Annotated in this window: 26 protein-coding genes and 1 riboswitch; of the genes, 12 read left to right on the top strand and 14 right to left on the bottom strand. The window is 67.9% G+C overall.

The window, feature by feature from the left end:
* Window positions 1-32: 32 nt before the first annotated feature.
* Complete coding sequence (locus ACLJOO_RS23290; protein WP_410789399.1) at window positions 33-1,145, bottom strand: alpha/beta hydrolase; 1,113 nt, start codon at window positions 1,143-1,145, stop codon at window positions 33-35.
* Window positions 1,146-1,252: 107 nt separating this feature from the next.
* Here ACLJOO_RS23290 and ACLJOO_RS23285 point away from each other — a divergent pair, with 107 nt between their 5' ends.
* From ACLJOO_RS23285 to ACLJOO_RS23245, 9 genes are all read left to right on the top strand, one after another.
* Entirely contained in the window at window positions 1,253-3,412 is a 2,160-nt protein-coding gene (locus ACLJOO_RS23285; protein ID WP_410789398.1) for an RNA degradosome polyphosphate kinase, read from the top strand.
* 20 nt (window positions 3,413-3,432) lie between these two features.
* Complete coding sequence (locus ACLJOO_RS23280; protein ID WP_410789397.1) at window positions 3,433-4,311, top strand: NUDIX hydrolase; 879 nt, start codon at window positions 3,433-3,435, stop codon at window positions 4,309-4,311.
* Between the two features lie 159 nt (window positions 4,312-4,470).
* Window positions 4,471-4,935 (top strand): bifunctional nuclease family protein, encoded by a 465-nt coding sequence (locus ACLJOO_RS23275; protein WP_165546713.1) that lies wholly within the window; start codon window positions 4,471-4,473, stop codon window positions 4,933-4,935.
* Between the two features lie 276 nt (window positions 4,936-5,211).
* On the top strand, window positions 5,212-6,327 hold the full coding sequence (pstS, locus tag ACLJOO_RS23270) for a phosphate ABC transporter substrate-binding protein PstS (protein ID WP_410789396.1): 1,116 nt from the start codon (window positions 5,212-5,214) through the stop codon (window positions 6,325-6,327).
* A 116-nt stretch (window positions 6,328-6,443) separates the two neighbouring features.
* Window positions 6,444-7,661 (top strand): phosphate ABC transporter permease subunit PstC, encoded by a 1,218-nt coding sequence (pstC, locus tag ACLJOO_RS23265; protein ID WP_410789394.1) that lies wholly within the window; start codon window positions 6,444-6,446, stop codon window positions 7,659-7,661.
* Window positions 7,658-8,578 (top strand): phosphate ABC transporter permease PstA, encoded by a 921-nt coding sequence (gene pstA, locus ACLJOO_RS23260; RefSeq protein ID WP_410789393.1) that lies wholly within the window; start codon window positions 7,658-7,660, stop codon window positions 8,576-8,578. The genes pstC and pstA overlap by 4 nt, the downstream gene beginning before the upstream one ends.
* A 19-nt stretch (window positions 8,579-8,597) precedes the next feature.
* Complete coding sequence (pstB, locus tag ACLJOO_RS23255; RefSeq protein ID WP_410789392.1) at window positions 8,598-9,374, top strand: phosphate ABC transporter ATP-binding protein PstB; 777 nt, start codon at window positions 8,598-8,600, stop codon at window positions 9,372-9,374.
* A 183-nt stretch (window positions 9,375-9,557) separates the two neighbouring features.
* On the top strand, window positions 9,558-10,451 hold the full coding sequence (locus ACLJOO_RS23250; RefSeq protein WP_410789391.1) for an RDD family protein: 894 nt from the start codon (window positions 9,558-9,560) through the stop codon (window positions 10,449-10,451).
* 332 nt (window positions 10,452-10,783) lie between these two features.
* A complete protein-coding gene (locus ACLJOO_RS23245; protein ID WP_410789390.1) occupies window positions 10,784-10,963 on the top strand; it encodes a hypothetical protein in 180 nt (59 codons plus the stop codon).
* A 6-nt stretch (window positions 10,964-10,969) separates the two neighbouring features.
* Here ACLJOO_RS23245 and ACLJOO_RS23240 read toward each other — a convergent pair whose 3' ends face one another.
* A complete protein-coding gene (locus tag ACLJOO_RS23240) occupies window positions 10,970-11,359 on the bottom strand; it encodes a DUF2752 domain-containing protein (protein WP_410789389.1) in 390 nt (129 codons plus the stop codon).
* Window positions 11,360-11,450: 91 nt separating this feature from the next.
* Between ACLJOO_RS23240 and ACLJOO_RS23235 the strand changes: the two genes are divergently transcribed.
* The gene (locus ACLJOO_RS23235) at window positions 11,451-12,116 is read left to right on the top strand and encodes an RDD family protein (RefSeq protein WP_410789387.1); all 666 of its coding nucleotides are present in this window, start codon (window positions 11,451-11,453) and stop codon (window positions 12,114-12,116) included.
* Window positions 12,117-12,118: 2 nt separating this feature from the next.
* Here the strand turns inward: ACLJOO_RS23235 and ACLJOO_RS23230 are convergent, their stop codons facing one another.
* From ACLJOO_RS23230 to thiC, 3 genes are all read right to left on the bottom strand, one after another.
* A complete protein-coding gene (locus ACLJOO_RS23230; RefSeq protein ID WP_410789386.1) occupies window positions 12,119-12,676 on the bottom strand; it encodes a hypothetical protein in 558 nt (185 codons plus the stop codon).
* Window positions 12,673-13,272: a transposase gene (locus tag ACLJOO_RS23225; protein ID WP_410789385.1), complete on the bottom strand. Its 600-nt coding sequence runs from the start codon at window positions 13,270-13,272 to the stop codon at window positions 12,673-12,675. Before ACLJOO_RS23225 ends, ACLJOO_RS23230 begins: the two co-directional genes overlap by 4 nt.
* Window positions 13,273-13,413: 141 nt before the next feature.
* Window positions 13,414-15,036: a phosphomethylpyrimidine synthase ThiC gene (gene thiC / locus ACLJOO_RS23220; protein ID WP_410789384.1), complete on the bottom strand. Its 1,623-nt coding sequence runs from the start codon at window positions 15,034-15,036 to the stop codon at window positions 13,414-13,416.
* Window positions 15,027-15,160, bottom strand: a riboswitch (TPP riboswitch). Its footprint overlaps the gene before it by 10 nt.
* Window positions 15,161-15,200: 40 nt before the next feature.
* On the opposite strand from thiC, the gene ACLJOO_RS23215 reads away from it, so the two are divergent.
* Both ACLJOO_RS23215 and ACLJOO_RS23210 read left to right on the top strand, forming a co-directional pair.
* A complete protein-coding gene (locus tag ACLJOO_RS23215) occupies window positions 15,201-15,947 on the top strand; it encodes a lysophospholipid acyltransferase family protein (RefSeq protein ID WP_410789382.1) in 747 nt (248 codons plus the stop codon).
* Window positions 15,948-16,071: 124 nt separating this feature from the next.
* Complete coding sequence (locus ACLJOO_RS23210) at window positions 16,072-16,602, top strand: hypothetical protein (protein WP_410789381.1); 531 nt, start codon at window positions 16,072-16,074, stop codon at window positions 16,600-16,602.
* Window positions 16,603-16,812: 210 nt separating this feature from the next.
* Here ACLJOO_RS23210 and ACLJOO_RS23205 read toward each other — a convergent pair whose 3' ends face one another.
* From ACLJOO_RS23205 to ACLJOO_RS23165, 9 genes are all read right to left on the bottom strand, one after another.
* Window positions 16,813-17,046 carry a hypothetical protein gene (locus ACLJOO_RS23205; RefSeq protein WP_410789380.1) on the bottom strand — a complete coding sequence of 78 codons (234 nt, stop codon included), beginning with the start codon at window positions 17,044-17,046 and terminating at the stop codon, window positions 16,813-16,815.
* Between the two features lie 13 nt (window positions 17,047-17,059).
* Window positions 17,060-18,193, bottom strand: a complete 1,134-nt coding sequence (locus ACLJOO_RS23200; RefSeq protein ID WP_410789379.1) for an anion permease — start codon at window positions 18,191-18,193, stop codon at window positions 17,060-17,062.
* Between the two features lie 86 nt (window positions 18,194-18,279).
* Window positions 18,280-19,278 carry an anion permease gene (locus ACLJOO_RS23195; RefSeq protein WP_410789378.1) on the bottom strand — a complete coding sequence of 333 codons (999 nt, stop codon included), beginning with the start codon at window positions 19,276-19,278 and terminating at the stop codon, window positions 18,280-18,282.
* 2 nt (window positions 19,279-19,280) lie between these two features.
* The gene (locus ACLJOO_RS23190; protein ID WP_410789377.1) at window positions 19,281-19,913 is read right to left on the bottom strand and encodes a DUF47 domain-containing protein; all 633 of its coding nucleotides are present in this window, start codon (window positions 19,911-19,913) and stop codon (window positions 19,281-19,283) included.
* Window positions 19,914-20,052: 139 nt separating this feature from the next.
* Window positions 20,053-20,361 (bottom strand): DUF202 domain-containing protein, encoded by a 309-nt coding sequence (locus ACLJOO_RS23185; protein WP_410789376.1) that lies wholly within the window; start codon window positions 20,359-20,361, stop codon window positions 20,053-20,055.
* A gap of 8 nt (window positions 20,362-20,369) precedes the next feature.
* Window positions 20,370-20,702, bottom strand: a complete 333-nt coding sequence (locus tag ACLJOO_RS23180) for a YidH family protein (RefSeq protein WP_410789375.1) — start codon at window positions 20,700-20,702, stop codon at window positions 20,370-20,372.
* Window positions 20,699-21,949, bottom strand: a complete 1,251-nt coding sequence (locus ACLJOO_RS23175; RefSeq protein ID WP_410789374.1) for a glycoside hydrolase family 3 N-terminal domain-containing protein — start codon at window positions 21,947-21,949, stop codon at window positions 20,699-20,701. Before ACLJOO_RS23175 ends, ACLJOO_RS23180 begins: the two co-directional genes overlap by 4 nt.
* A 1-nt stretch (window position 21,950) precedes the next feature.
* Window positions 21,951-22,364, bottom strand: a complete 414-nt coding sequence (locus ACLJOO_RS23170; protein WP_410789373.1) for a MarR family winged helix-turn-helix transcriptional regulator — start codon at window positions 22,362-22,364, stop codon at window positions 21,951-21,953.
* Complete coding sequence (locus ACLJOO_RS23165; RefSeq protein ID WP_410789372.1) at window positions 22,252-23,316, bottom strand: DMT family transporter; 1,065 nt, start codon at window positions 23,314-23,316, stop codon at window positions 22,252-22,254. Before ACLJOO_RS23165 ends, ACLJOO_RS23170 begins: the two co-directional genes overlap by 113 nt.
* Window positions 23,317-23,334: the final 18 nt, after the last annotated feature.

Raw genomic sequence — 23,334 nt, 5'->3', positions numbered from 1 at the left:
GCTCGGTGCGAGGGGCGGTTGTCCACACGCGCCTAGTACAGGGCGGTTCTCAGGTGGTTGGTGAGGTGGGTGTGGGCCTCGCGGGTTGCGCCTGGGACGGTTAGTAGGTTGGCGTGGCCGTGGGGGAGGGATCTGTAGTGGGCGTGGGTTAGGGGGTTGCCGGCCTTGGTGAGGGCTTGGGCGTATTCGAGGCCTTCGTCTCGGAGGGGGTCGAAGCCGGCGGTGGTCAGGTAGGTGGGTGGGAGGCCGGTGAGGTCTTCGGCTCGGAGGGGGGAGACGATCGGGTCGGGGCGGAGCGTGGGGTCGGGGGTGTAGAGGTCGCGGTACCAGATGATGTCCTCCTCGGTGAGGATGAAGCCCTCGGAGAACAGGTCTCGGCTGGGGCGGCGGGCCACAAGGTCGACGGCTGGGTAGAGCAGGACCTGGAGGGCCGGTTGCGGGAGGCCTCGGCGGACTGTTTGCTGGGCGACGACCGCCGCTAGGTTGCCGCCTGCGCTGTCGCCGCCGACGGCTACCAGGGCGGGATCGGCGCCTAGGTCCTCGGCGTGCTCGACGGCCCAGGTGAACGCGGCGATGGCGTCCTCGGCGGCGGTCGGGGCGGGTGCCTCGGGGGCTAGGCGGTAGTCGACGGAGAGGACCCGTACGCCGGAGTCGGCGGCGATCGCGCGGCACAGCGCGTCGTGGGTGCCGAGGTCACCGACCACCCAGCCGCCCCCGTGGAAGAACACCAGCAACCCGCCAAGGCCCTTCGATCCCCGACCGGAAGCCGACGCGGAAGCGGCGGCTGCCCCAGAGGGCGGGTCTGTGCGGGGGATGTAGAGGCGGGCGCCTAGTTGGCCGACGGTGCCGCGGACGGTTAGGTCGGTTACTCGGAGTAGTTCGGCGGGGTTGCCGGGGATCAGTTTGCAGAGGTTGCGGAAGTGGGTACGGGCCGTCGCCGCGTCGGTTTTGGTTGTGTGCGGCAACAGGTTCTCGACGCGCAGGAGCAGCTGGATGTCGGGGTCGAGGGTGTTGCCGTCGATCTGGATCGGGGCGCCGGCCAGCCGGCGGCGGACGGCCGCGGGCAGTGCGTACAGCGGGGTGAGGGCGTTCGCTTGTACGGCGGTCACCGTGTCACGCAGTACCGAGTCCAGTCGTAGGTTCACAAGGGGTGACGCTAGCAACCGCGGCGCGGGAGAAAGTGTCGACAGGCAACGAAAACGTCACATCGGTCAACGCGCGGACCGCTACCCGATGTTCACCAAAGGATGGGATGCTGAGCGGTGTGGCTGGAGACTTGCTGGCATCGCACAACAGGGAGTACGACGTCGAACCGCCGTACGACATCAGTGCGGCCGGTGACCTCCCCGCGGACCGGTTCTCCGACCGGGAGCTGAGCTGGCTGGCGTTCAACCAGCGGGTCCTGGAGCTCGCCGAGAACGACCGGATCCCGCTGCTCGAGCGGGCCAAGTTCCTCGCGATCTTCGCCAGCAACCTGGACGAGTTCTACATGGTCCGGGTCGCGGGGCTGAAGCGCCGGATCGCGGCCGGGGTCGCGGTGAAGGCGGCCAGCGGCCTGCTCCCCCGCGAGGTTCTCGACCGCAGCCTGGCGAGGAGCCGGGAGCTGATGGACCGGCAGGCGGAGACGTGGCGGAAGTCGGTGCAGCCGGCGCTGACCGAGCAGGGCATCGACATCCTGCGCTGGGACGAGCTGGAGCACGACGAGCGCGAAGCGATGACGAAGTTCTTCCGGGACCGCGTGTTCCCGGTCCTGACGCCCCTGGCGGTCGACCCGTCGCACCCGTTCCCGTACATCTCCGGTCTGAGCCTGAATCTCGCGGTCGTGGTCCGCAACCCGGACACCGGCGGTGAGCATTTCGCCAGGGTGAAGGTGCCGCCGCTGCTGCCGCGGTTCGTGAGGGTCGCCGAGGGCCGGTTCGTGCCGCTCGAGGACGTGATCGCCACCCACCTCGGCCAGCTGTTCCCGGGGATGGAGGTCACCCAGCACCACACGTTCCGGGTGACCCGCAACGAGGACCTCGAGGTCGAGGAGGACGACGCCGAGAACCTGCTGGCCGCGCTCGAGAAGGAGCTGCTGCGCCGCCGGTTCGGTCCGCCGGTCCGGCTCGAGGTGGAGGAGTCGATCGACCCGCAGGTGAAGGCGCTGCTGCTGTCCGAGCTGGGCGTCACCGAGGCGGAGGTGTTCGAGCTCCCCGGCCCGCTGGATCTCCGTGGTCTGTTCACGATCGCCAGCCTGGACCGGGCCGAGCTGAAGTACCCGGCGTTCGTTCCGTCGACGCATCCGCATCTGGCCGAGGTGGAGACCTCCAACCCGGCGGACATGTTCCACGCGCTCAAGCAGCGCGACGTACTCGTCCACCACCCGTACGACTCGTTCTCCACCAGCGTCCAGCGTTTCATCGAGCAGGCTGCCGCGGACCCGCACGTGCTGGCGATCAAGCAGACGCTGTACCGGACCAGTGGTGACTCCCCGATCGTCGACGCGCTCATCGACGCCGCGGAGTCCGGCAAGCAGGTGCTGGTCCTGGTGGAGATCCAGGCGCGCTTCGACGAGCAGGCGAACATCAAGTGGGCTCGTCAGCTCGAGCATGCCGGCTGCCACGTCGTGTACGGCGTGATCGGCCTCAAGACGCACTGCAAGCTGTCGCTGGTCGTCCGTGACGAGCCGGACGGCCTGCGCCGCTACGCGCACATCGGCACCGGCAACTACCACCCGAAGACGGCCCGGCTCTACGAGGACCTGGGTCTGCTGACCAGCGACAAGGTGGTCACCGAGGACGTCGCGCTGCTCTTCAACCACCTGTCCGGCTTCGGTCGCAGTGCCGGCTACCGGCGGATCCTGGTCGCTCCCCAGTCGGTACGGCGGGGGCTCGTCGAGCGGATCGACCGTGAGGTGCAGCACCACCACGCCGGCCGCCCGGCGCGGATCCGGATCAAGGTGAACAGCCTGGTCGACGAGGCCCTGTGTGACGCGCTCTACCGGGCGTCACAGGCCGGCGTACCCGTCGACCTGTGGATCCGCGGCATCTGCACGATCCGGCCCGGGGTCCCCGGTCTGTCGGAGAACATCCAGGTCCGCAGCATCCTGGGCCGGTTCCTCGAGCACAGCCGGGTGTTCCTGTTCGAGAACGGCGGTGAGCCGGAGGTGTGGATCGGCTCGGCCGACCTGATGCACCGCAACCTGGACCGCCGGGTGGAGGTGCTGGTGCAGCTGAAGCAGCAGGACCACGTCGCCGAGCTCGGTGAGATGTTCGACCTGGCGATGGACGAGGGCACCGGCTCCTGGTGGCTGCAGGCGGACGACACGTGGCAGGCCCGGCTCAGCGGAGCGGACGGTGAGCCGCTGCGGGACATGCAGGAGCGGCTGATTGCAACCCGCGGCCGACGGCGGGCGTCCGAACCGATCAGTTAGTCACGTCTTAGGGTGAATCCATGAGCAACCCGGCGACCGTCATCGCCGCGGGTGGTGTCGTGTGGCGAGAGCGCCGCGGCACCCGGCAGGTGCTGTTGGTGCACCGGCCCCGGTACGACGACTGGTCCCTCCCGAAGGGCAAGCTCAACGCGCATGAGCACGTACTGCTCGGTGCGCGGCGGGAGATCGAGGAGGAGACCGGGCTACAGGTCGTCCTCGGTCCCCCGCTGGGCGTGCAGCGGTACCCGATCCGCAAGAACGGCGGGACCACCGAGAAGCTGGTGCACTACTGGTCCGCCGTACCGGTCAACGGCAGCGAGTTCGAGCCGAACGACGAGGTGGACCAGGTCAGCTGGCTCCCGGTCGACAAGGCCCGCGGCAAGCTCAGCTACCCGCGTGACGTGGACATCCTGGACGCCCTGGACGGTGCGGTACCCGTCGTCGCCACTGTGGTCGTGGTGCGGCATGCGGAGGCAGTGAAGCGGAAGGACTGGGACGGCAAGGACACCCTCCGTCCACTCACCAGCAACGGTACGGCGGTTGCGCAGGCACTGACCGGCGTACTGGCCGCGCTGGGCGCCAACCGGATCATCAGCAGCGACGCGGAGCGGTGTGTCGCGACAGTCGCGCCGTACGCCGCCTCTCTCGACCGGCACATCCACTTGTGGCCGGAGATCTCCGAACGCGGGTACGACGCCGACCCGGACGGACTGCGCGGTCTGGCCGAGCGGGTGTGGAGACCGGGCAAGGTGACGGTCGTCTGCTCGCACCGGCCGGTGCTGCCGGCGCTGGCGCGGGAGCTGGGCCTGAAGGTCGGCAAGTTCTCCACAGGTGCGTTTCTGGTCGCGCATCGGCTGGCCGACGGCCGCCTGGTGCACGAACGATTCGGCGCCCCCTGAAGCAACTCGTAGCCGCCGCGACACGGCTCGGTGACGATCCAGGCACAGCCGACGGGGTGGCCGGGTGACACTGGAGGTGACGGGTATGTTCCTACCCGAGGAACCGGCGCCCCACCGGGTGCCGGTCTGAGGAGAGGTTCGGGGCGCACCATGACGATGATGCGAGAACTGACACTGATCGGGATCCGGATGGAATCGCCCAACCGGGCGCCCGTGATGATGCTGCGGGAGACCGAGGGCTACCGCTACCTGCCGATCTCGATCGGCTCGGTCGAGGCGACCGCGATCGCCTACGAGGAACAGGGCCTGCGTCCGTCGCGGCCGCTCACCCATGACCTGATGCGCGACCTGATCGAGGCGTTCGGCGTGCACATCGAAGCGGTCGAGATCGTCGAGCTGCGCGACGCCGTCTTCTACGCCGAACTCGTCCTCGCCAACGGCGCCCGGGTCTCGGCCCGTCCGAGCGACTCGGTGGCGCTCGCGGTCCGTCTCGGTACGCCGATCCGCTGCACCGAAGAGGTACTCCGGGAAGCCGGCGTCGCGACCCCCGAGGAGGAACAGGCGGAGCTGGAACGCTTCCGGCAGTTCCTCGACGGCGTCGCCCCGGAGGACTTCTCCAGCTGAGGTCCGCGACCCCGGATGGCACGACGAGGTACTACCGTTCACATTAATAGTGCGCTGTGCGTTACCGAAACGTGAGCAAACAGCCGTTTACATCGACGGAGAGTGACGGCTCCTAACTCAGTTCACCTAATGGCCGCCTGTCGGCACGCCAGGCGTCGCGCACGCTACCGGAACCGTTCACCGCTCGTTCACCGGTGACGGACCGGTCGGTCACCTGGTCTCCCTACCGTCTGTGGAAGTTCAGAAGTCTGATTCCCGCAGAAGGGCAACACTCTCGTGTCCGTCAATCGCCTGCTCCGCGTCGGCTCCGTCGCCGTGGCCTCCCTCGGCGTCCTCGCCCTGAGCGCCTGTGGCAGTGACCCCGAGCCGACCGGCTCCTCGAGCCCTGACTCCTCGACGTCGTCGGCCGGCGCCGAGTGCCCGAAGGGCACGCTGAACGCCGAAGGTTCCTCGGCACAGAAGAACGCCATCGAGGAAGTCATCAGCAAGTACAACGAGAAGTGCGCCGACGTCACGGTGAACTACAACCCGACCGGTTCCGGCGCGGGTATCAAGCAGTTCAACGCGAGCCAGGTCGACTTCGCCGGCTCCGACTCGGCGCTCAAGCCCGACGAGCAGACCGCGGCCACCAAGCGCTGCGCGGACAACGCGGCCGTCAACCTGCCGATGGTCATCGGCCCGGTCGCGATCGCCTACAACGTCGACGGCGTCACCAAGCTGACGCTCGACGGCCCGACCGCCGCCAAGATCTTCCAGGGCACCATCAAGACCTGGAACGACCCGGCGATCGCCAAGCTGAACGCAGGCGTCACGTTGCCGTCGGCACCGATCTCGGTGTTCTTCCGCTCCGACGAGTCCGGCACCACCGAGAACTTCACCAAGTACCTGAAGGCGGCCGGCGGCGGCGCCTGGACCGGTGAGCCGGCCAAGAAGTGGACCGGCACCGGCGCCGGCAAGGAGAAGTCGGCCGGTGTCGCCGAGGGTGTGAAGAGCACCAAGAACGCGATCACGTACGTCGAGTGGTCGTACGCCGTCGACAACAAGCTCGGCGTCGCCCAGATCGAGACCGGTTCAGGCACCCCGGTCGAGCTGTCCGCCGAGTCCGCCGGCAAGGCGCTGGCCGCGGCCAAGCCGGCCGACGCGTCCGGCAAGGACCTGGCCCTGAAGCTGGACTACGCGACCAAGGCCCCGGGTGCGTACCCGATCATCCTGGTCACCTACGAAATCGCCTGCACCAAGGGCCTTCCGGCCGAGAAGACCGCGCTGGTGAAGAGCTTCCTGAGCTACTTCGTCAGCAAGGACGGCCAGGCGTCGCTGACCGACCTGAACTACGCGCCGCTCCCGGCCGAGATCCAGACCAAGGTCGACGCCGCCATCCAGGCGATCAGCTGATCGAGACGCAGTACTGATGCGAGCCCCGGTCGATCCGAGTCATCGGAGGACGCCGGGGCTCGCCTCGTCAGACCCAGACGTGACATCACGACCCAGGCGCTTGGAGCAGCATCGAAATGAGTAGTCCAGACGGCACGGCACCGCCCGACCGGCCGGACGGCACAGCCGCCGACGAAACAGAACCGAAGATCGAGGATCTGGTTCACGAGGACGCCGGTCCGACCCCGAAGTTCGGCGGCCTGGCCTCCGAACACGCCGAACACGAGGCGGCACAGCAGTCCGCCGAGGTGCTGACCGAGTCCGGCGTCGAGGCCGCAGGCACGAAGTCCACCACGGACGGCAAGCTCGACCTCGGCCCGGTCGGTCATCTCGGCGACCGGCTGTTCGGCGGGCTCGCCCGCGGCTCCGGCGGCCTGGTGGTCGTGATCGTCGCGTTCGTCGGCATCTTCCTGCTGGCGCTGGCGATCCCGGCGCTGATCGATGACAAGAGCAACTTCTTGTTCTCCCGGATCTGGGAGCCGGGCGGCGACGATCCGCGGTTCGGCATCGCGGCGCTCTTCTACACCACCGTGATCAGCTCGATCATCGCGATGCTCATCGCGGTCCCGATCGCGATCGGCGTCGCGCTGTTCGTCACGTACTACGCCCCGAAGCGGCTGGCCGCACCGGTCGCGCACGCGGTCGACCTGCTGGCCGCCGTACCGTCGATCGTCTACGGCCTGTGGGGTGCGCTGTTCTTCGCGCCGATCCTGCTCCCGGTGATCAACGGCCTGTCCGACGCGCTGGGCTGGATCCCGATCTTCGAGAAGCCGATCGGCGACAACGTCGGTGTGGTCTTCACGGTGTCCGTGGTGCTGGCGATCATGATCCTGCCGGTGGTCACCGCGATCAGCCGGGAGATCTTCGCCCAGACCCCGATCGCGCACCGCGAGGGCGCGCTGGCGCTCGGCGCCACCAAGTGGGAGATGATCCGGATGGCGGTCCTGCCGTACGGGCGCTCCGGGGTGGTCAGCGCCTCGATGCTCGGCCTCGGCCGAGCGCTCGGTGAGACCGTCGCCGTGATGATCATCCTGACGGTGCCGAACGGCAACGACCCGTGGAACTCGTCGATCTTCGCAGGCGGCGAGACGTTCGCGTCGAAGATCGCCAACAACGCCGCCGAGTTCGACTCGCCGGAGAAGACCGGCGCGTACATCGCGGCCGGCCTGGTGCTGTTCGTCGTCACGTTCCTGGTCAACTCCGCGGCCCGGATCATCGTCGACCGCAGCGCCCCTGGCGCCAAGCGTCCCCGGCGCCGCCGTCGCGCCGAGGCAGCCGAAGGAGCTTCCGCATGACCGCCGTAGCAGAGAACAGGCCGGCGTACGACGGGAAGGTCCTCGACCTGACCGGCAAGTCCGGCGCCCGGGCCTTCAAGAACACGCTGGCCACGGTGCTGATCGCGCTGGCCTTCCTCGTCGCCCTGATTCCCCTGGTGTGGATCCTTTTCACCGTGATCAGCAAGGGGTACGACCTGCTGCTGAGCGCGGACTGGTGGAGCCAGTCGCAGCGCGGGATCACCGTCCGGCGAGCCGGCGGCGGTGCGTACCACGCGATCATGGGCACGTTGATCATGGCCCTGATCACCGCGGCGATCGCGGTCCCGATCGCCATCCTCGGCGCGGTCTACCTCGTCGAGTACGGCAAGGGCACCCGGGCCGCCAAGGTCGTCAGCTTCATGATCGACATCCTCACCGGTGTCCCGTCGATCGTCGCCGCGCTGTTCATCTACGCGGTCTGGATCACCGTGTTCGGCTTCAACCGCGTCGGTTTCGCGGTGTCGCTGGCGCTGGTGCTGCTGATGCTTCCGGTCGTACTGCGGTCCACCGAGGAGATGCTGAAACTCGTCCCGGACGAGTTGCGGGAGGCGTCGTACGCGCTCGGGGTCCCGAAGTGGAAGACGATCCTGAAGGTCGTCGTACCGACGGCGTTCGGCGGCATCGTCACCGGCGTGATGCTCGGTCTGGCCCGGGTCATGGGTGAGACCGCGCCGCTGCTGATCCTGGTCGGCTACTCGAAGAACATCAACCTGAACCCGTTCAACGGCTTCATGGGCGCGCTGCCGACGATGATCAACCAGGACCGCACCGAGCTGGCGTTGCCGAACGCCGCGGACCGGGTCTGGGCGGCGGCGCTCACCCTGATCCTGCTGGTTCTTGCCCTCAACCTGCTGGCCCGGCTGGTCGCCCGGTTCAGCACCATCAAGTCGAAATAGTCGAGAGGTTCTGAGTCGAATGGCTAAGCGCATCGAGGTCAGCGGCCTCAACGTCTACTACGGCGACTTCAAGGCCGTCGAGGACGTGTCGATGACGGTCGAGCCCCGCTCGGTCACCGCGTTCATCGGCCCGTCCGGTTGCGGCAAGTCCACGTTCCTGCGCACCTTGAACCGGATGCACGAGGTGATCCCCGGCGCCCGCGTCGAGGGCAAGGTGATGCTGGACCAGCAGGACCTGTACGGCGCCGGCATCGACCCGGTCGCCGTCCGCCGGGTGGTCGGCATGGTGTTCCAGCGGCCGAACCCGTTCCCGACGATGTCGATCTTCGACAACGTCGCGTCCGGCCTGAAGCTGAACGGCGTCAAGGACCGCAAGAAGCTGACCGAGGTGGTCGAGCGGTCCCTGCACGGCGCGAACCTGTGGAACGAGGTCAAGGACCGGCTGGACAAGCCCGGCGCGGGCCTGTCCGGTGGTCAGCAGCAGCGGCTGTGCATCGCCCGGGCGATCGCGGTCGAGCCCGAGGTGATCCTGATGGACGAGCCCTGCTCGGCCCTGGACCCGATCTCCACGCTGGCGATCGAGGACCTGATCGAGAAGCTGAAGGACCAGTTCACCGTCGTCATCGTCACGCACAACATGCAGCAGGCGGCGCGGGTCTCGGACCAGACGGCCTTCTTCAACCTGGCCGCGACCGGCAAGCCCGGCCGGCTGATCGAGATGGCTCCGACCAAGCAGATCTTCTCCAACCCGGCCGAGAAGGCCACCGAGGACTACATCACGGGCCGCTTCGGCTAGTCCGTCGTACGAGTTATCCACAGCTGCGGGCCGGCGCTTCGCCGGCCCGCAGCTGTGTTTGGTGTCAATTGGTGCAACTGTCCACAGATCGGGCGTTTCGCGTCTGCCCTGACCACCACTGTGGCCCTCTGACCGCTAGCCTTTGCCCAGTAAACGCGGGTGAACTGTGACGAAAGGACCATCGTGAGCGACCAGAACGTACCCCCGGGCACCGGACCGGAGGACGGCCGGAACCAGGGACCGGGCGCGCCCGGTGGGCAGCCGCCGTCCTATGGACAGGGCGCCCAAGGCCCCGGACAGAACCCGTACGGCAACCCCGGTGCGACACCGCCGGGGCAGCCCGGCCAGCCGGGACAGCCTGGTTACGGCGCTCCGGGTCAGTACGGCCAGCAGCCCGGCCAGCCGGGTCCGGGTGGCCAGCCGGGTCAGCCTGGCTACGGCCAGCCGCAATACGGCCAGCAGCCGGGACAGCCCGGTTACGGCCAGCCGCAGTACGGCCAGCAGCCGGGCCAGCCCGGCTACGGCCAGCCCGGCGGCTATGGACAAGGCCCCGACTACGGCCAGGTAGCCCAGGCCCAGAGCGGCCTCGTGCAGATCCCAGGTATCGGCACCGTCAAGGTGGCAACCATCGGATCGCGTGCGCTCGCACGCATCATCGACAGCGTCATCCTGTACGCGATCGTCGGCATCCTGTACGCCATCTTCATCGGCGGTGCCAGCGCTGCGACCAGCGATGGCACTCTCTCCGAGGGCGAGAGTGCCGGCTTCCTCGGCGCGTTCTTCGCCGTCATCGGCCTCTCGGTGCTGATCACGGTTCTCTACGAACTGCTGCTCACCGCATTCAAGGGCCAGACCGTCGGCAAGATGGTCATGGGGATCAAGGTCGTTCGTTCGTCGGACGGTCAGGTTCCTGGCTTCGGCCCGGCCTTCATGCGTTGGCTCCTGCCGATGATCGGCTCCTTCCTCTGCTACGTCGGTGCGCTGCTCGTCTACCTGTCGCCGCTTTTCGACAGCTCTGGGCGTGTGCAGGGATGGCACGACAAGGCTGCAAACACGCTGGTGATCGGTACTCGGTAGTCAGCTGAGGATTGGGAGGGGCTGTGCTGAATCCATTTGAGCAGGACTGGTGGGATGCGTGGAATCTGTGGAGCGCATTGGGCCAGGGTGTTCAGTTGCAGCCTCTCCCGCCGCCGGTGCCGTTGAATCCCGGCGAACATGCGTACGCCGTCGAGCCCTGCGAAGTGCAACGCTACGACGGTTTACGGCTCGCCTACGGGAACGCGGACCGCCATGCGGCTGCAGCTCAGTGGCGCACAATTGACAACGGCACGGCGGTTCTGACGCCGTTTCGCGTATGTCTACTGACCAGGCCAATGCCTCAGGACTTCGGGTTGGCCATGGTGACTCGCATGTGGACCGAGCATGACGGGACCGTCCTCGCCTACGGGGACACTCAGTACAAGCTGCGGGTGCCGCGGCCGGTCTGGTTCGACGTCATGCTGAACCACGTCGCGTTCAACCGGCGGATCGACCTCGTCGTCCCGCCCTTCGTGCAGGCCGCGTGGCAGCGCGCCGGCCTGATCAGGTGACCGGCGTCAGAAGTTTCGTAGTACGCCGAAGATCAGCAAGGCGCCCAGGGCAACCTTCGTGAGGATTGCCACCGCTCGTGGGCTGAGGCGCTGCCGTGGCAGGTTGAGCCAGCCGGCGCGGGACAGTGACCAGGCGAGGACCTCGTAGCCGATGGCAACGCCAATGAGTGGGCCGAGGATCAGGACCGCGGCGTTGAAGTGCCAGGCGGCGTTCAGGTCGCCTTCGAGGAGTGCCGCGGCCATTCTGGTCGCGCCGCAGAACGGGCAGTCGAGACCCGTCAGCGTGTGCAGCGGGCAGGGGATGCCGAGACCGGACACCCGGTAGATCCCGGCCAGCGCGAAGCCGCCGATCCCCACTCCGGCGAGTCCCCAGACGCGGCGATCGACAGGTTTCACCGGTCCTTGTGGACGGGGCATCACCGCGAAGGTCACACGCCAACGGTAACCCCGATACAGTGTGCATCGATCGACTGGGAGACGGATTCCGATGAGCACACCGATGCCGCCCGACGACGACCGGCCGCAGGACCGGCCCTACGGGAACGAGCAGCCGGGCTACGGGTACGGGCAGCAGCCGGGGTACGGATACGGGCATCCGCAGCAGCATCCGCAGCAGGCGCCGTACGGGCCGGGCTACGGGCAGCCGTACGGCACGGCGTACGGCCAGCAGCCCTATGGTGCCTATGGCTACGGCTACGGCGCTCCGATGCCTCCGCTGGCCGACTGGGGCCCTCGGGTCGCTGCGTCGCTCATCGACAGTCTGATCGCATTGGCGCCGCTCCTGATCGGGTACGGCGCTCTGATCGCGAACGTCGTCGCGCGCCGCGACAACCCTTACCCGTACGACAGGCCGCAGTGGTGGGCGATCATCCTTTTCCTGGTGTGCCTCGTCGCCAGCATCGCGCTCAGTCTGTGGAACCGGGTCTTCCGGCAGGGACGGACCGGCCAGAGCGTGGGCAAGAGCGCCCTGCACATCAAGCTGATCGACGCCGTGACCGGAGAGCCGATCGGCGCCGGCCGGTCCTTCCTCCGCGACTTCCTCAGCGGCCTCTTCAACAACGCCTGCTTCCTGAACCTCCTGTGGCCCCTGTGGGACGACCAGAAGCAGACGTGGCACGACAAGGTCGTGAACACCTACGTGGTGCGCATCTGACGTCAGTGCGAGCGTAGGAGACCGGCGCAGGCCACTGCCCACAGCACACTGCTGAAGGTGCCGATGATGAAGCGTTCGGCAACGGCCTGCGGTGTGACCGAGGCAGGCTGATCGGGACTGCGGAGCTCGGGGTACCTGGCCAGTCCCTTGATCGCCAGCACCACAGCGATGCCTTCCGGCCAGCCGGCAACCAGTGATGCGTAGATGGCCATTCGCTCGAGCGCACCGATCAGTGCGCCGCCACGCAGTACCTCACCGGCCTTCTGCGTCGACTGGGCACGGGTGCTCCTCCGGTCGGCCAGAGCCATCACAGAGGTCGTCAGCGGACCGCCGCCTGTCACTGCCAACGCTCCGGCCAGCAGGAGCAGTACGTTCCACCAGCGCTCGGGCCAGCCGTCTACTCCGTGTCCAGCGAGCAGTAGCACGCCGACTGCGGCCAGGCAGGCCAGCATGACGCTACTGATGACGATCTCGAGGGTGGAGCCGGACGACCTGGGCACCCATGCGAGTACGGCGAGGACCAGGGCGGCGCCGGTCAGCGACAGGACCAGCGCCGTCACGCAGCAGCCCCGGCGCCGAGGAGATCCGCGGCCAGCACCCGTCCGCGCTGTTCCTCGGCGAAGCCCGCGGCCTGGGCGCGTTGCGTCACCGCCGACTGGCTGATGCCGAGTTTCACGCCGATCTCCCGCCTCGTGAGTCCTTCGCCCAACAGGTCCGCCACTGCCCAGCCACGGTCACTGCGACGCCGCAGTACGGACGCCATCAGCCACAGCACCGTCTCCACCTGCTCTGCTCTGCGTGAGTCCGCTCCGACCACGTTCACGTGGTGCTGACTGGACTTCGCCCGCGTCACCGCCTCCCGCGCGAACACGTACGCGTCGCCGCTTCCGGCGCGGGTGCTGCGTGGCAGCGGTTCGGTGACCTCACCGACGCCGAGTCCGACATACCAGTTGTCCGACCGCAGCAGTTCGACGATCACGTCGACGGTCGGCCGGGCCTCGGACAGCACGCCCTGCACCTCGTCGCCGGCGGTCCGCTCGAACTTCCGCAGCAGTCCGCTCCGCCGCGGCCGGCGGTTCAGGGAGTTGAGTAGCTCAGGTACGAGATCGCTCGTGCTTCGGCTGCCGCGCTGATCTACCGTGAGAACGAAGACCATCGCCCTGCACCTCCTTCTGAACGGCTTAAGGCTACAGTCTTATTCACGTAGAGTGAAGGCCAAAACCTGAATCGGTTCAGCCAGTTACTCCCCGTATCCGGCCCGGAGCCAGGTTCACGCCGGGCCGGACGGGCGCCGTACTCAGTCCGTGATCGGTAGATAGAGCTTCTGGTCAGTGGATTTGAAGGTCTCCGACATCTCGGCGAAGCCGGCCTCGATGGCCTCGGTGGAGGTCAGCCCACGTTCCTCGGCGTACGCGCGGATGTCGGCGGTGATCCGCATCGAGCAGAACTTCGGCCCGCACATCGAGCAGAAGTGCGCGGTCTTCGCGGGCTCGGCCGGCAACGTCTCGTCATGGAAGGACCGGGCGGTGTCCGGATCCAGCGAGAGGTTGAACTGGTCCTCCCAGCGGAACTCGAACCTTGCCTTGGACAACGTGTCGTCCCAGGACTGCGCACCCGGATGCCCCTTGGCCAGATCGGCTGCGTGGGCGGCGATCTTGTACGTGATCACGCCGGTCTTCACATCGTCACGATCGGGCAGGCCGAGGTGCTCCTTGGGCGTGACGTAGCAGAGCATCGCCGTACCCAGCCAGCCGATCTGTGCCGCGCCGATCGCCGATGTGATGTGGTCGTACGCCGGCGCCACATCGGTTGCCAACGGCCCCAACGTGTAGAACGGCGCCTCCCCGCACAGCTCCTCCTCGAGCCGGACGTTCTCCGCGATCTTGTGCATCGGCACGTGTCCGGGGCCTTCGATCATCACCTGTACGTCGTGCTCCCAGGCGATCCGCGTCAGCTCCCCCAGCGTCCGCAGCTCGGCGAACTGCGCCTCGTCGTTGGCGTCCGCGATGCAGCCCGGGCGCAACCCGTCCCCGAGCGAGAACGTCACGTCGTACTCGCGGAGAATCTCGCACAGCTCCGCGAAATGCGTGTACAGGAAGGACTCCTGGTGGTGCGCCAGGCACCACGCGGCCATGATCGACCCGCCGCGCGACACGATCCCGGTGATCCGCCGCGCGGTCAGCGGCACGTACCGCAGCAGTACGCCGGCGTGCACGGTCATGTAGTCCACGCCCTGCTCGCACTGCTCGATCACGGTCTCGCGGTACACCTCCCACGACAGCGCCGCCGGATCGCCCTTCACCTTCTCCAGTGCCTGGTACAACGGCACCGTCCCGATCGGCACCGGCGAGTTCCGCAGGATCCACTCCCGCGTCTCGTGGATGTTCTTCCCGGTGGACAGGTCCATCACGGTGTCCGCGCCCCACCGGGTCGCCCAGACGAGTTTCTCCACCTCTTCCTCGACCGAGCTGCTGACGGCGGAGTTGCCGATGTTCGCGTTCACCTTCACCAGGAACTTCTTCCCGATGATCATCGGCTCGCTCTCCGGGTGCCGCCGGTTCGCGGGGATCACCGCGCGCCCGCGCGCTACCTCCGCCCGGACGAACTCCGGATCGAGTCCCTCCCGTAAGGCGACGTACCGCATCTCCTCGGTGATCACTCCGGCCCGCGCGTGCCCGAGCTGGGTCCGCGGCTCGCGCCCGGCGATCCACTCGCGCCGCAACGCGGGCAGACCGGCCTGTACGTCGATCCGCGCCGACGCGTCGGTGTACGGACCGGACGTGTCGTAGAGGTCGAAGTGCTCGCCGTTGGTGAGATTCACGCGGCGCGCCGGTACCCCGAGCTCTCCGCGATAGATCTTCTCCGAGCCCGAGATCGGGCCCGTGGTGACGGCCGGACGGATCGTGCTGACATTCACCATGCTGCTGCTCCCTACGCCGGAATTACCCGGACAGGTTCGGCGGTCGGCGGCGCCGGCCAGGTGTCGATTCCTGGTCCAGCCGCCCTCTCAGCCCACTACGGTGCGAGCTCCCGCGATCTCCAGTTGTCACCGGACACATTAGACGAACCCTGTAGGTTCTAGAGATGCGAGACCTCGTCTATCCGCCTGTCGTCGCTTTCGCGAAGACCGCGTTCACGGTGCTGGACCTGAAGATCCGGCGTACCGGGACGGAGCACGTGCCGCGCACCGGCGGGGCGCTGATCGCGATCAACCACGTCAGCTACGTCGACTTCATCCTCGGCGGGTACGGCGCACTTCCGGCGAAGCGGCTCGTCCGGTTCATGGCGAAGGAGGTGCTGTTCCGCAACCGGTACTCCGGTCCGTTGATGCGCGGGATGCACCACATCCCGGTGGACCGGGACGCGGGCGCCGCGTCGTACCAGCAAGCGCTGGAGTACCTGGCGGCCGGCGAGCTGGTCGGTGTGTTCCCGGAGGCGACGATCAGCCGCTCGTTCGAGCTCAAGGAGTTCAAGTCCGGCACGGTGCGGATGGCGGCGGAGGCCGGCGTACCGGTGCTGCCGATGATCCTGTGGGGCACGCAGCGGATGTTCACCAAGGACCACCCGCGGGACTTCACCCGGCACCGGCCGATCTCGATCAGCATCGGCGCGCCGATCACCGTGACGCCTGACGACGACCCGGCCGAGGCGACCGCGCACCTGCGGTCCACGATGGCCGGGATGCTGGACGAGACCATCCGCGCCTACCCCGAGCAACCGGCCGGTGCCTGGTGGTTGCCGGCCGCGTACGGCGGCAGCGCGCCGACGCCCGAAGAGGCCCAACGGCTGGACGCCGAGGAGCTCGCCCGGCGGGCAGCCAAACGTCAGTAACCGGACCAGACCTTGACCCTCGGGCCGGTACGAGGGTACGAAGTCTCTCGTTGACAGAGCAGGAACCTGGGGGGTCCCTGTGCGGCGGGCGACTGCGGTGGCTCGCGTACGAGAGCGGGCGGGGATGGTTTTGTTCGATTCACCGGAAGAGCTGCATCTGTTCGACCCGGGGGCGCTGACGCCGGCCCCGCACGTGGCCGAGCACATCCCGGACGCCGGGGCGTTCTTCGTCGACTGGGCGACCCGGGGGCTGGCCGCGGATCGCGCCCGGGAGATCGAGTCCGCGGTGAACGGCCGGCGCAACCAGAACGGCTGGTTCCCGCTCGAGTCGCTGGACAGCATCGGCCGCAAGGGCTTCTGGCGCGGCCCGCTGACCTACCTCGCCCGGATGACGGCCGACGACGCGAGGATCCTGCAGGAGTGGGCCACGGACGGCCTCGGCGGCGACCAGTCGAACCGCATCGAGGCGACCGTCGACCACCTCCTCCACCAGCAGGGCCACGCCGCCGCAGCCACCTGGGCGGTCGCCGTCCGCCCACGCACGTACCTGGACGCAGAGGTCCTCGGCGACCGCCTCTTGGCCGCCTGGGAGTACAACCTCGGCTCCATCCGCGCCAAGGACGTAGCCAAGTCCGTACGGCGCTGGAACCGCTAGAGGGGGTCTGGGGGCTCTGCGCCGTAGCGAGCAGGTGCTCGGCGGAGTGCCTCGGTGAGCGGGAGCGGAGGGGTCGATGTGGTTTCATCGTTCCCTTCGCTCCCGCTCGGCGAGGTGCCCGCCGAGTGCCGCGCAGTAGGCGCAGAGCCCCCAGACCCCCTCCTAAGACTGCTGTACGACGGGCAGCCGCCAGACCGCCCGTCGTACAGCTCAGTGGAACTGCGGGATGATCAGGTACAGCCCGTAGAGCACTGCCGCCAGGCAGGCTGCGAAACAGAGCGCAGCCACACCTGTGTCCATGAAGGACGGCTGCCGCTTCTCGTCGATCGCCACGGCCCGCCGCGACATAGCGGTCACACCGAACGCGAACAGCACCGCCAGGCCGACACCGAAGAGCAGGCTGACCAGTGCGACCTCGCCGAGGCCACTCCAGTTGATGTGCATCGCCGTACTCCTCTCAGGCCGCCGCAGCGGTGGTGGACGGGGTGGAGCTCGGGTACTCGTTGACGTTCTCCGACGTCACCGGGCGGCGCCGGGACGCGGCGTAGATTCCGCCACCGGCCGCGACCGCAAGGACCGCGATGATGACGACGCCGATGTTGCCGGAGTCGGCGACCTCGCCGGCGAGTGCACCGACGACCGCAGCGGCCGGCAGCGTCAGCAGCCAGGCCACGGCCATCCGGCCGGCGACCGTCCAGCGCACCTCGGCCAGCCGCTTGCCGAGGCCGGCGCCGAGGATGCTGCCGGAGCAGACCTGGGTGGTGGACAGCGGGAAGCCCAGGTGCGAGGAGGCCAGCAGCACGGCGGTCGAACTCGTCTCCGCGGAGAAGCCCTGCGGCGACTCGATCTCGGTCAGGCCCTTGCCCATCGTCCGGATGATCCGCCAGCCGCCCAGGTAGGTGCCGGCCGCGATCGCCAGTCCGGCCGCCAGGATCACCCACAGCGGCGGCCGGGACCCGGAGGCGAGGCTGCCGGAAGTGATCAGCACCAGTGTGATGACACCCATCGTCTTCTGCGCGTCACCGGTACCGTGCGCGAGCGAGACGAGCGAAGCGGACGCGATCTGCCCGGCCCGGAACCCGTCGTCGACCGACTTCTTCCGCGCCCGCGCGGTGATCTTGTACGCCAGGAAGGTCCCGAGCAGCGCGACCACACCGGCCACGATCGGGGCCGCGACCGCCGGGATGATGATCTTCTGGACGACGGTGCCGAAATGTACGGCGCTGCTCCCGGACGCGATCCAGGTGGCGCCGATCAGGCCGCCGAACAGCGCGTGCGACGAGGAGCTCGGTAGACCGACGTACCAGGTCATCAGGTTCCAGAGGATCGCTCCGACGAGCCCGCCGAAGATCACCGGGACGGTCACTTTGGCGTCGTCCACGATGCCGCTGGAGATCGTCTTGGCCACCTCGGTCGAGATGAACGCGCCGGCCAGGTTCAGGACCGCGGACAGCGCGACCGCGATCTTCGGTTTCAGGGCGCCGGTGGCGATCGAGGTCGCCATCGCGTTGGCGGTGTCGTGGAACCCGTTGGTGAAGTCGAACACCAGCGCGGTGATGATCACCACGACGACGAGGAACGAAAGGTCCATAGCGACCACTTCCCTAGGCGGACGATCAGCAGCGTCGATCGACCGTAGGCCGGGTGAGTGAACTCGAAATGAACCGGTTCGGGACCTTACTCGAGGATCAGGTGGGCGAGTCCGTACACGCCCGCCGCGACGATGCCGGCGGCCGGGATGGTCAGGATCCACGCGGTGACGATGCCCTTGGCGACGCCCCAGCGGACGGCGGACAGGCGCTTGGTGGCGCCGGCGCCCATCACCGCGGAGGTGATCGTGTGAGTGGTGGAGACAGGCGCGTGCAGGCCGATGGCCATCACGTACAGCACGGTGGCGGCGACGGCCTCGGAGGCGAACCCGCGAGCCGGGTCCAGGTGGATGATCCGGCGGCCGAGCGTCCGCATGATCCGCCAGCCGCCGGAGTACGTGCCGAGCGAGATCGCGGTCGCGGCGGCCAGCTTCACCCAGGTCGGGATGCCGTCGCCGGCCTTCGCGTGGCCGGTGGTGAGCAGCGCCAGGAAGATGACGCCCATCGTTTTCTGGGCGTCCTGGAGGCCGTGCCCGAGCGCCATCGCGGCGGCCGACAGCGACTGCGCCAGCCGGAAGCCGCGCGTGGTCTTGCCGGGGTTGCGGTTCCGGAAGATCCACAGGATCGCGGTCATCAGCAGGAACGCGCCGACGAACCCGACCGCGGGCGACAGCACCATCGGGATGATGACCTTGTCTTCGATGCCCGACCACAGCACGACGCTGCTCGAGGCCAGGCCGGCGCCGACCAGACCGCCGATCAGCGCGTGCGACGAGGAACTGGGCAGACCGAAGTACCAGGTGATCAGGTTCCAGGTGATGGCGCCGATCAGGGCCGCGATCACGACCACCAGGCCGTGTTTGCCGCTCGGCGTGTTGATGATGCCCTTGCCGACGGTCTCGGCCACCTCGGTGCCGAGGAACGCGCCGAGGAAGTTCATCACCGCGGCCATCACCAGCGCCACCCGCGGGGTCAGCGCGCGGGTCGAGACCGAGGTCGCGATCGCGTTGGCGGCGTCGTGGAAGCCGTTGGTGTAGTCGAAGGCCAGCGCGATGACGACGACGGCGATGACGAGCGTGAGCTCCACGCTCAGCTCTCCTTGACGGCGATCTGTTCGACCGTGTTCGCGACGTGCTCGAACGCGTCGATCGCGGCCTCCAGCAGGTCGACCACGGTCTTGAGCTTCATCACCGTCAGCGCCTCGTACTCACCGCTGAACAGCTTCGCGATCAGCCGCCGGTGCACGGCGTCACCGGTGTTCTCCAGGCGGTTGATCTCGATCCAGTACTCGGCCAGGTCCTTCATGGTCCGCAGCCGGGGCATCGTCTCGGCGGTCAGCTGCGCGGCCCGCTGGAGTACCTCGATCTGCTCGGCGATCTCCTCCGGCAGCTTCTCCAGGTTGAAGAGGTGGATGGTGTCCACCGCCTCCTCCATGAAGTCCATGACGTCGTCCAGATCGGAGGCCAGCCGGTAGATGTCCTCACGGTCGAACGGGGTGACGAAGGTCGAGTTCACCCGGCGGATGATCGAGTGGGTGGTCTCGTCCGCCGCGTGTTCCGCGTCCTTCATCTGGGCGGCGATCGAATGGCTCGCGGACAGCCCGGTTCCCGCCGTACTGCCGAGCAACTCGGCCAGGATCCGCGCTCCGTCAACGAGGTGGTTGGCGGACTCGGTGAAAAGGTCGTAGAACGTCGGGTCGTTCGGACGCAGACGTAACGGCACTTCAAGCTCCGGATGAACGAGGGACAAACCGTGAACATGCTAGGGGGAACCATCGGTTGACGTGACATCCGCCCCGATCAACGTAGCGCGTCGCGGTGAACCGTATTTTCAGTCGCGCACGGCCGGTAACCGATCGGTTTCAGCGTGTTATCACGGCGTACAGGTCGAAGAACCCGACCACGAGCACCAGACCGGCCGCGACCCGGAGTACGTTCTGGTGGCCGAGGGCATGGATCGCACCGCCCTTGGTACGGCGGTACACGGCGCTCACCGCCGCCCAGCAGCCCATCGAGAGCACGAGAACGACGATCCCGAGACCGGTCCGGACCTCCGACGAACCGTGGCCGGAGGCAAGCAGCAGGACGCCGTTGGCAATCAGTCCGAGCGCTGTACGACGCCACGCCAGCAAAGTCCGCTCCGGCTGCCGGCCTGGATCCGGTGTGCTCATCGCCACACTCACCGCCAGAGCGAGAACAGCAGGCCGATCAGGCCGACCACGGCGATCGTTGCTCCGAGCATCAGCGGGAGCCTGGTCACCGGAAGCGCACCGCCGCGGCGGATCGCGGTCAGGTTGAGCTGCCAGCGCCGGAACGCGCCTGCGGTCGTGACGAGCCCGGCGAGGACCAGGACGATGCCGATGATCCGGGCCGGCCAGCGGTCCGGTCCGAGGTCGAGGAACTGGACCGCGGACAGCCCGCCGGCGTAACAGGCGAGAGAGGTCCGCAGGTAGGCCAGGTAGGTGCGTTCGTTCGCCAGGGTGAAGCGGTAGTCGGGCTCCTCCTCCGTCATCCGCAGCTCACCAGGCCGTGATCCTGTTTCAGTGTCAGCACACGGCGCACGCTACTCGTCAGCTGCGCGGCGAAGGACTTGTCCTGCTGAGACTTGGCGACCAGAGCCGCCACCATCTCCGCGGTCAGCCCGGCCTTGGCGTTGATGACGATGTCTCCGCCGGCCGCGACGAACCGGGTCGCGCGGTCGCCGGCCGGGACCGCGGCAACCTCCGCCGCGGCGCCCACGTCGTCGGTGATCACGACCCCACGCCAGCCGAGATCGCCGCGCACCATGCCCTGGATGACGATCGGCGAGAACACCGCGCGGTTCTTCGGGTCGATCTTCGTGTACGTCACGGTCGAGATCATCACCATCGACGTACCGGCCTTGATCCCGTCCGCGAACGGCTGCAGGTCGGCGTCGCCGCGGACGGTGACGTTGTCGACGACCCCGGCGGAGAAGTCGGTGTTGCCGCGCACACGTCCGAGCCCCGGGAAGTGCTTGACCGACGTCGCCACGCCCGCGTTGCGCATGCCCTGGACGAACGCCCGTACTCCCTGACCGGCCTCCTCGGGCGTGTCGCCGTACTCACGATCCAGCTGGCCGATGGGTGCGTTCTGCGACTTGAGCGAGCTGGGTACGACGTCGGCGACCGGCGCGAGGTCGACGTTGACGCCGGCCTCCTTGAGCTGGCTGCCCCATTGCTCGGCCTGTGCGGTGAGCTTGGCGCTCGACCAGGTGCCCTGGACCGTGGCCGCCGGGATGCGGTCGAACCCAGAGCCCTTGAGTCGCTGGATCTGGCCGCCCTCCTGGTCCGCGGCGATCAACGGGCGGACGCCCTTCACTGTCGCGGCCGTGTTGACCGCGGCCATCGCCGTGCGAGTGTGCGACAGGCTGCCGCCGTTGCCGATCAGGAACACGCTGCCGGACTTCTGCTGCTGTACGACGGCGCGCTGGGTGGACGTCATACCGGTGGAGCCGATCCCGGTCATGATCAGCTGCGCGGCCTTCTCCTGCAGGGTCAGGGCCTGCAGCTTCTGGTCGACGCAGCCCGCCGTACTGGTCGGCGGTTTCGAGGTCGGGGACGTGCTCGGCGCGTCGGTGGGTGTGTCGGTTGGTGTATCCGTGGGTGTGGTCGCCGGGTCGTCCGTGATCGGGATCGAGGACGACGGCACGGTGCTCGGTCCCGCGGTCGGGGAGCCACTGTCACCACAGCCGGTCACGGCGAGGGCAGTCAGCGCGATCAGCGTGACCGGACGCCTCATGTCAGTTTCGCTCCCAGGCCGCGCGATCGATGGTGTCACCGGAATGCCGGGCCAGTGTCGCGCAGACGTCGTACAGGTTCTCGACCTGCTCGGGGGTGAGTGCGTCGAAGATCGACTTACGCACCTCCTCGACATGACCGGGTGCCGTGTCGACCAGCTTCTGCCGGCCGAGTTCGGTGAGGATCGCGACCTGGCCGCGGCGATCGGACTCGATGCCCTCGCGCTTCACCCAGCCGTTCTGCTCGAGCCGGTTGACCGCGTGCGAGAGCCGGCTGCGGGAGCCCTGCGTGGCGACCGCGAGTTCACTCATCCGCAGCCGGTTGGCAGGCGCCTCGGACAGCCGGACGAGAATCTCGTAGTACGTGTGCGGAATGCCGGCGTCGCGCTGCAGTTGCTGCTCGATCCGGCTGCTCACTACGCGTTGCGCCGCGATGTACGCGCGCCAGGCCTGCGCCTCTGTCTGGTTCAGCCACCGGGGTTCCGCCATCCCGGCAGCCTACTTGTTCACCGACCCGGATCAGCAGTACGGCGGCAGCACACACCAGCATGCCGACGACCGCGAGCGCGCCGATCGTCTCGTGGAACAGCAGGAACGCGAACACCATAGTGGTCGGAGGCACCAGGTAGAGCAGCGAACTGATGCGTGTTGCGCCGGAGAGCTTGAGGTTGACCAGGTACAGCCCCCAGCCGCCGCCGGTTGCCAGCAGCACCAGCCAGAGCACCGCGCCGTAGAAGCCCGGCTGCTCGGGCACGGTCAGTCGATCCGTCGACGCGGCCAACGCAGTGAACAGGACTGCCGACACGAGGCTCTGGATTGCCAGCGCGTCGAGCGAGTTCGTCGCCGGCTTTCGATGGCGATCGAGGCAGGTCCCCGCGACCAGGCCGAGGAGACCGCCGATCGGGACCAGGAAGAGGAGTGGTGAACCGTGGCCGGCGCCGAGGTCGTCGGCCACGACCAGACCGACGCCGAGCAGACCGAGGAGCAGCCCAATCCATTGGCGCCCGCTGACGCGTTCACCGAGCAGCGGCCCCGCGACGGTCGCGATCAGGATCGGCTGGAGCGATCCGATGAGTGCGGTGACGCCGGCCGTGATGCCGTGGTCGATACCGGTGAAGATCAGGCCCAGGTAGACGAACTGGGTGAGGACCGCCATCCACACCTGGCTCACGAGGTCCCGGCGGGAGATCCGCGGCCGCCGGATCGCCAGCACCACGGCGGCGATCGCACCCGCGACGAGGAACCGCCAGGCGAGCAGGTCGAACGCGTTCGTGTACTGCGTCCCCCAGCGCGCACCGATGAAGCCGCAGCTCCAGAACACGACGAACCCGGTCCCGGCCGCCAGCGTGAGCGCTTTGTGCGTGATCATGGAAGGACGGTAACCACA

Source organism: Kribbella sp. C-35 (assembly GCF_046549195.1).
In the GTDB taxonomy this organism is placed as follows: domain Bacteria; phylum Actinomycetota; class Actinomycetes; order Propionibacteriales; family Kribbellaceae; genus Kribbella.
The sequence above is the reverse complement of the archived record's forward strand: the minus strand, read 5'-3'. Positions and strand labels throughout refer to the sequence as shown.